Source organism: Sulfitobacter sp. (assembly GCF_036961165.1).
Taxonomy (GTDB): Bacteria; Pseudomonadota; Alphaproteobacteria; order Rhodobacterales; family Rhodobacteraceae; genus Sulfitobacter.
Map to the genome: position 1 here is coordinate 1 of NZ_JBALVJ010000114.1, position 7929 is coordinate 7929.

At 56.8% G+C, this 7929-nt stretch carries 5 protein-coding genes and 1 pseudogene; 3 read left to right on the forward strand and 3 right to left on the reverse strand.

Features of this window, described 5'->3' with window-relative positions; genetic code table 11:
- Positions 1-154: 154 nt before the first annotated feature.
- Positions 155-682 (reverse strand): hypothetical protein, encoded by a 528-nt coding sequence (locus V7730_RS21175; RefSeq protein ID WP_335749543.1) that lies wholly within the window; start codon positions 680-682, stop codon positions 155-157.
- 114 nt (positions 683-796) lie between these two features.
- Between V7730_RS21175 and V7730_RS21180 the strand changes: the two genes are divergently transcribed.
- Positions 797-1801, forward strand: coding sequence for a hypothetical protein (locus V7730_RS21180; protein WP_335749544.1), 1005 nt, complete (start codon positions 797-799; stop codon positions 1799-1801).
- Between the two features lie 114 nt (positions 1802-1915).
- Here V7730_RS21180 and V7730_RS21185 read toward each other — a convergent pair whose 3' ends face one another.
- Complete coding sequence (locus tag V7730_RS21185) at positions 1916-2545, reverse strand: hypothetical protein (protein ID WP_335749545.1); 630 nt, start codon at positions 2543-2545, stop codon at positions 1916-1918.
- 225 nt (positions 2546-2770) lie between these two features.
- On the opposite strand from V7730_RS21185, the gene V7730_RS21190 reads away from it, so the two are divergent.
- Together V7730_RS21190 and V7730_RS21195 are read left to right on the forward strand one after the other, a co-directional pair.
- Complete coding sequence (locus V7730_RS21190; RefSeq protein WP_335749546.1) at positions 2771-4051, forward strand: O-acetylhomoserine aminocarboxypropyltransferase/cysteine synthase family protein; 1281 nt, start codon at positions 2771-2773, stop codon at positions 4049-4051.
- Positions 4052-4204: 153 nt separating this feature from the next.
- Positions 4205-6955, forward strand: coding sequence for a hypothetical protein (locus V7730_RS21195; protein ID WP_335749547.1), 2751 nt, complete (start codon positions 4205-4207; stop codon positions 6953-6955).
- 806 nt (positions 6956-7761) lie between these two features.
- On the opposite strand, the pseudogene V7730_RS22795 reads toward V7730_RS21195, so the two are convergent.
- A pseudogene (locus V7730_RS22795) lies at positions 7762-7875 on the reverse strand (IS30 family transposase); the annotation flags it as partial.
- Positions 7876-7929: the final 54 nt, after the last annotated feature.

The window sequence follows — 7929 nt, forward strand, 5'->3', positions numbered from 1 at the left end:
CAAGTGGCGCACTTTCTCTCCGGCGATTGGTGCAGTTTTAGTCCGGCGTTGACATCCGTTTTATCGTTTCGATCAAAGCAACAATCAGCGCAATTATTACCCTTTGTTGACCGTCGTTTTTCAGCAGCAAGAGAAATAAAAATCAACGCTTCACTCATGGAATAAGGACATCACCGCGTGCAAGTGATGCGGTGTCACGAGACAGATCATCATAGGTTACGCGTACCGAGATGGTGTTAATGCTATTCTGCGGGTAGGTGAGATACGGCAATCCGTCCTGCTCCAATATTGCGTTCGGGGTCGCATATTCAGTATGGCAATCAGGCAGCGGCAGGTTTTCAAGCGGGCCGTCATTCACCGAAATAGATATCGCAGCCAACCCGCAGCGCCAGCTCCACAAATGGGTTACATAAAGAAGATCATTGCCGCCATAATCGCGTACCGCGATCCAGTTTGCCTTCGTCGCGGTCAAGATCGGCTTCACCTCCGTCGCCGTCGTGAACTTGCCTGACGGGGTTTGCGGCTCCGCCACCAGCCCTTCGATGACGGTATTTGATCCGATTTGGACACCAGAGCCGATCACAACACTGGCCGCACCGGTTGACGGAGCTTCAGCTGATCCCTGTGCGGGCGGGTTTGCAGCAGCAGCGAACGCCATCAAGGCGAAGATCAAGTCAAACATGCAGTTCTCCAAGCTTTGATAAGCTAAAAATGTATTCTTTCAAAAGGCGGCACGCTCCCTATACTGACTCAAAAAAGCGTATCGCGCAAAACGCGGGGCAGTCGGGGGCAGACTATGACAGGCACAGCAGCGGCGAAACAATTCTTCAACTTGGTTATCGTAGGCCAACAAGGGCGGCTCGCGTACGAAGCGTTGATCTTTGTCGCATCCCTACGCGCCATGAGCCCAAATTTCAAAGGCCGCATCCTTGTCGCTGAGCCGCAGAACGGGCCGCTCTGGAGCAAAGATCCCTCTATCCGCAATCAGCCAGTGCGTGACGCCCTGACCGAGATGGGCGCAGAGATCATTCCCTTTGAGAACACGCACTTTGGTGAGGTCTATCCCTTCGGCAACAAGATCGAAATGTTGCGCGCCCTGCCAAAAGGTGAGCCGTTTGCCTTTTTCGATACCGACACGCTCATCACCGGCGATCTTATGTCGGTCCCGTTTGATTTCGACCGCCCCAGCGCCTCTTTGCGGCGCGAGGGCACATGGCCGCAACCGCAGCTATACGGTCCGGGCTATACTGGCTTGTGGAAATCGCTCTATGATAAATTAGGGCTGGATTTCGAAAGCTCGCTGGATATGAGCCAACCCGACGAATACTGGCGCCGCTATCTCTACTTCAACGCCGGCTTCTTCTATTACAAATGCCCGCATCTGTTTGGCGAACGTTTCCTGGAATATGCGCTGGCCATCCGCGACACCCCCCCGGTTGAACTTTGCGCTCAAAGCTTCGATCCTTGGCTGGATCAGGTGGCCTTGCCGCTGGTAATCCATTCCTTAGGGGGCGATCGTGATGCCCTACCCCAAGGTCTTCTCGATGGCACAATCAGCTGCCACTACAGGCTCTTGCCGCTGCTTTATGCGCGTGAAAGCGACCGCGCGGTTGCGGTACTGGAGGACGTCACGTCCCCCAACAAGATCAAGAAAGTGCTCAAGACATACGATCCAATCAAACGGATGATCTATCAGGGACGCGGCACCAAAGCCCGCGCACTGTTTGACCGCGCCAACCTGCCCCGCAAGGAACAGGCCATCCGCAACCACCTCAAATCAAACGGCTACTGGATGCGCTAGCGCGACAGGCCCATGTCTCATGACCTTCACCAAAACAAGCACCAAAACAAGAAAAAGCCGACATTTGCCGGCCTTTTTTCGTTGAGAAGGATATAATTTTTTGGAGGTATATAGTTAGGCTGCGGTGGCAGCCGCTGGTTTTTCAAGCAGTGTGTAGGTCGCGACAAATGTGTCGATTGCCTGACCGCGGGCAATCTGGCCCTGCGGGTTACGCTTTGAACGCGCGCCTACGGATTTCTTGATCATCCGGCCGATCTGCTGGTTCAACGAGACACGAGCGCGTTTGACTTTCGCTTCGCCTTCGCTGGCCTCAACACCCAGAGCCAGTTCGTATTGCTTTTTAAAATCAGCGTCTTTGCCGGCTTCGCTGACGACTGTCAGAATGAAATTCTCGTCAAATTTGTCGGCAGCATTCAGTTTGGTCGCAAGCGCGACAACCTGATCCAGCACTTTGCGCTTGGCTGCGAGGCGAACCGCAAGAGGTTCATCGGCGGCACCGGCTTCGATCACATGAGTTTCAACCAGTTTCTGCATGTAGTGGGTCATATTCATGCCGGCGGCTTTGGCCTGCGCATCCATAAATTTACGAACTGGCAGTTCAAGCGTGAAGGTAACAGTGGACGCTTTCTCGATCTTCTCGAGACGACGCGCGCGGCCTGACACTTTGGTGGCTGCTTTTGTCGCTTTGACGGACTTCACTGCCTTTGTGGCTTTGTCGGCTTTGATTTTTTCAATCTTGGTCATTTTCGGGGTCTCCTGCCTCGGTACATACTTGTTGTGTATGTTATCAAGCCAACTTTGTCAACATACACATGATGTATGAATCGGACCTCACCCTTTTGTCGCTGCCGAACGCATGTTCCGCGCCCTGCCCTTGAGACGAAACAGTTTCCCTTAAAAAGGTGCTCTCTCTTGTCCGGGCACAGGCAATCCCGTAACCCTAAGCGTGAAACCCACAAGGAGACACCGATGACACACGGTTTTGATACACTGCAAATTCATGCAGGCGCGCGCCCCGATCCCGCCACCGGCGCCCGCCAGACCCCTATCTACCAGACCACAGCCTATGTCTTCCGCGACGCGGATCACGCAGCGGCGCTGTTTAATCTGCAAGAAGTCGGTTTCATCTATTCACGCCTGACCAACCCCACAGTGGCCGTTCTGCAAGAACGCATTGCCACGCTTGAGGGCGGCGTAGGCGCGGTGTGCTGTTCCTCCGGTCACGCAGCCCAGATCATGGCGCTATTCCCGTTGATGAGCCCGGGCAAAAACATCGTGGCCTCTACACGTCTTTATGGCGGTACGGTCACGCAGTTCAGCCACACCATCAAGCGTTTCGGCTGGGAGTGTAAATTCGTCGATTTTGACGATCTTGATGCCGTCAAAGCTGCGATTGATGACAACACTCGCGCTGTATTCGGCGAAGTGATCGCCAACCCAGGCGGCTATATAATGGACGTCCGCGCGATTGCCGACATCACCGATGCAGCACAAATCCCGCTGATCATTGATAACACAACGGCCACGCCGTACCTGTGCCGCCCGATTGAGCTTGGCGCGACGCTGGTTGTGCACTCCACCACCAAATACCTCACTGGCAACGGCACCGTGACCGGCGGCTGCGTTGTGGACAGCGGCAACTTTGATTGGTCCACAACAGACAAGTTCCCCTCGCTCAGCGCGCCAGAGCCTGCCTACCACGGCCTGAAGTTCCACGAGACCTTCGGCAATTTGGCCTATACATTCCACGGCATCGCCATCGGCCTGCGTGATCTTGGCATGACGATGAACCCCCAAGCAGCACATTACACGCTTATGGGCACTGAAACCCTGAGCCTGCGTATGGACCGCCACGTGGCCAACGCGCAGAAGATCGCAGCATGGCTCGAAGCGGATGACCGGATTGATTACGTCACATACGCCGGTCTCGAATCATCGCCCTACTATGAGCGTAGCAAAAAGGTCTGCCCGAAGGGTGCTGGTGGCCTGTTCACCTTCGCCGTCAAAGGCGGCTATGACGCCTGCGTCAAGCTGGTGAACTCGCTCGAAGTATTCAGCCACGTGGCAAACTTGGGCGATACACGCTCGCTGATCATCCACTCAGCCTCAACCACGCACCGTCAGCTGACGCCAGAGCAGCAAGAAGCCGCAGGCGCTGGCGCAAGTGTTGTACGCGTATCCATCGGCACTGAAGACGCCAATGACCTGATCGCCGATCTGGATCAGGCGCTGACACAAGCGACCGCTTAAACCCAAACGCCCCCGCGCCGCAGATCGCCGGCGCAGGGGATACCCGCCTGCCCTGCTGAAATCCGCTTGCGGACCTTTTCTTGCGCCTCCGCCTGCGGTATCATGTGCTGATCATAAGTTGTTGGTTAATCAGACCCATGGTAAAGGCAGCGCATGAAGCCTAATTTTGCTCTTTCCCTGTCCTTCGAAGGCATCAAGCTGTTGCACCGCGCTGCGGGCGGCTGGCGTGAGGTCGGCGAAGTCGCTGTAGCCGCTGAAGATCTTGCAGGTGAGCTTGCAATGCTGCGCAAAACAGCTGCCAGCCTTGAACCCGGAGGCGTGCGGTCCAAACTGATCATTCCGTCCAGCCAGATTAAGTATCTAACGATCGAGACTATCGGCTTGTCCGACGCCGCGCGCCGCAAAGAGACTGAAGCGGCGCTGGAGAACGCGACGCCTTACGACGTTGCCGATTTGGCCTATGACATGAGTCTGGATGGCGCAAAGACCCATGTGGCTGCCGTTGCTCGTGAAACCTTGGCCGAGGCCGAAGCTTTCGCGACCGAGCATCGCTTTCACCCCGTCAGCTTTGTCGCAGTCCCCGATGACGCTCCTTACCTCGGAGAGCCGTTTTTCGGAGTCACCGAAGGCGCTGACGCGCTTCTTGAGCCCGGCGACGAGGTCGAGCCGGATGGCATTGCTGTTGTCGTTGTAGGTGCCGTGGCACCAACATCAGAGCCTGAGACACTAACAGCAGAAGCCGCAGAGCCTGCTGAACCTGCGTCCGATAAGTTCAAAGCAGAGCAGGCCACCGAAACAGCGTTAACCGAGCCTAAGGCGCAGCCGGAGCTAGAACTGAAGCCGGAACCCAAGCACGCGCCGACACCTGTGAAGAAATCTGAGCCGGTGGTAGCGTCGAAATCAGAGGCACCAGCGGCTAATCCTTTGCCCAAGCTTGTCGACGCGGCAACTGCTGAGCCGGTTGCGAAACCAGCACTCAAAGCGGAAACTCCGCCAGTTGTTGCACCCATGGTCAAGTCTGCGCCCCAGCCCGCATTACCATCTCAGGCAGCCTCAAAACCGAAAAACCCGGCCCCAGCTGTCGATCCAGTGCCGAAGGAGACGCCAACAGCTACGACCTCAGCGGCGCCCGCAATTACTGCTCCGGCAAAAGCCAGCGATCCGGAAAAAGTTGCTGTGACAGCACCTGTAGTCGCTACGCCGGCGACCAAACCAAGCAAGACATCCTTCGATATTGCGCCAAAGGCCCCAGCAGGTGAAGCGACCGGATTTTCCAGCCGTCGCACGGGCGCAGCGAAGCCTCTTGGTGGTGCGCAGCGAATTGTGGTGTCGACGCCAAAACCTGACAGCAGTTCACTGACCAAGCCAGCGGCCGTCGCAGACAGGCCCGAACCAAAGCCAGCCAAGACGAGCTTCCTGAGCCGCCGCAAGATCGCTGCGACACCTGTGCCTGCACCCGCCGCGGCAGTGCCGCAGACCGGTAGCGAAGCCGAACGTATGACGGTTTTTGGTGCGCGCAGTGATCAAGTTGGCGGCAAGCCGCGTTTTCTGGGGCTGATCATGACCGTGATCTTGCTGGTGTTCCTTGCCGGTGTCGCGGCTTGGGCGGCGGTATTCCTTGATGACGGCCTTGCCGGTTTGATCAAAAGCGATGAACGGCGCACCGCCGCTTCAGCACCGGAGAACCAAATCGATCCCGAAATCATCCGCACACCGGACGGGCTGGACAACGGCTCCCCCCCTGCAGGTGAAGACGTGCAGGTTGCTGCTCTTGACCCCGTCCTCTCAGCCGAGGACACAGCCGTCCTCGACGCGATACAGGATGCGCGCCCCGAACCACAGCGACCCGTGATCACGGAACAGGAAGCCGCCGCACGTTATGCCGTCTCGGGGATTTGGCCACTGGCGCCGACGACCCCCTTGAACCAGCCGGACACTGTTGTTGAATCAATTTATTACAGCAGCGTTGATCCGGTCAGCACGGCAAGCGATGCCCTGGCTCTGCCCGCGCTGGCCCTGTTTGATACTGATGTTCAAATAGCAGCTCTTGTATCGCCACCGCCATTTGGCCAACGCACAAGCATGAACGCGGCCGGATTGATCACACCGACGCCGGAGGGCGTTGTTGCGCCGGGCGGATACACCTTGATCGCCTCAAGCCCACCACGCAAACCTCCGGCGGCTATATCCAGATCAGAAGCAGAGCCTGTCGTTGCCGCCGTCGCCGCCGTAGCGTCCCCTCTTTTGGAATTCCGCCCCAAGAACCGCCCCTTGGGCCTAGCAGAGCGGACCGAGCGTGCGCAACTTGGTGGTGTAACCCGCATTGAGCTTGCCAGTTTCCGTCCGTCTCTACGTCCCCGTTCGCTCCAGGATCGCGCGCGGCAAGCCGAAGAAGCAAAATTAGCCGCCGAGGAAGCACGTCTTGAAGCCTCTGCCGCAGCAGCTGCAGCCCTTGCCCTGCCACAGCCAACAACTGTCGCAGCAGTATCCCCCCTAAAAAGCGCAACACGCTTTGCCACGAGCCAGTCAAGGCGCCCCGACACACGGCCGCGCAACTTTGACCGTATCGTCAAGCGGGCTCAGCGCGCCACACCTGCCGCAACCGAAACTCGCGTTGCTGCCGCAGCAGCGGTCGCACCACGCACCGTGGCGCCCTCGATTCCGTCAAAAACATCCGTAGCGCGCAGCGCGACCGTTAAAAATGCGATCAACCTGCGCAAAGTCAACCTGATCGGTGTGTACGGCAAACCCTCCAGCCGCCGCGCGCTTGTGCGTCTGTCAAACGGCCGCTACCAAAAGGTCAAAGTCGGAGACCGCATCGACGGCGGCCGTGTCGCGGCCATCAGCACTTCCGAATTGCGCTACACCAAAGGCGGGCGCAACGTAGTTTTGCAGATGCCATGAGGCGATTGCCTTAGGCTGTAGCTGCGACCCCACCCATTTCTCACGTGATGATACAGAACAATAAGAACTCCATTATCTACGAAAAGAAGAGTTGGTTGAGCCACAGCTCTGAATGGGGCTTGACCTGTCCATAAGATCAACGGCAGCTTCGAGCGCAGAACGGTTGGATTGAGATCGCGTCCTTCGCGGGTGCGGCAAAGGACCACCTGAAGCGAAATTCCAGATCGTGCTCAGAAGAGAACGTCGACTAGCTCAGTCGAATGGAGCGGCGATGTGACGCTCCGTGAGGTTCAGTACCTGACATATGTCAGGTCTTTCGTCACATATCTGAACCTGAAAGAAGCCGCTGGCACAGGTCGACGGTTGACCTTTATGGCTCCGGATCTGAGGATCACACGGGCGTTCTCGAGCTGTCTTGTTTTTAGGCGGTAGAAGAGTTGTCTTGAAGCGTACCGTGCCCAACCTTCGCGTTCGAGCTCGAATGGCTGCATCTGCTCATACTTGTATCGTATGAGGCCACTGGGTGCATTCTTTGGCCATCGATAAGGGGAATGGGTAACTCCATTAAACTCCAGAACGATCAGGCCCGGATTGACGGTAACAATATCGGTCTTGGACTTTGGATAAAAAGACACACTTACAGCGGCATGTTCAAAGTTCAGGTAGTTGTTGCGAACAGAGCTTTCCAGACCGGCGATGTTGTCTTTGGTCACCCTAAGGAAGAGCTCCACTTCGCCTGGAAATACAGTTCGGAATTGGTCCTGGGGCCCTTTCTTGGCTCCGATACTGCTAAAGACGGCTTGGATTCAAATTTGAAGCGCGACAGTTGTTTTGATGGCCGCGAGTTCCTCGGCCATGGCCTCGGCAGGTGTGTTCCATCCCAGGGTCTTGCGGGGACGGTCGTTCATTAAGCGGGCAACCCCCTCTGTCAGGGTTGTTGTCCGCTGCTCTACTTTTCTCTAACTTCCAGGTGG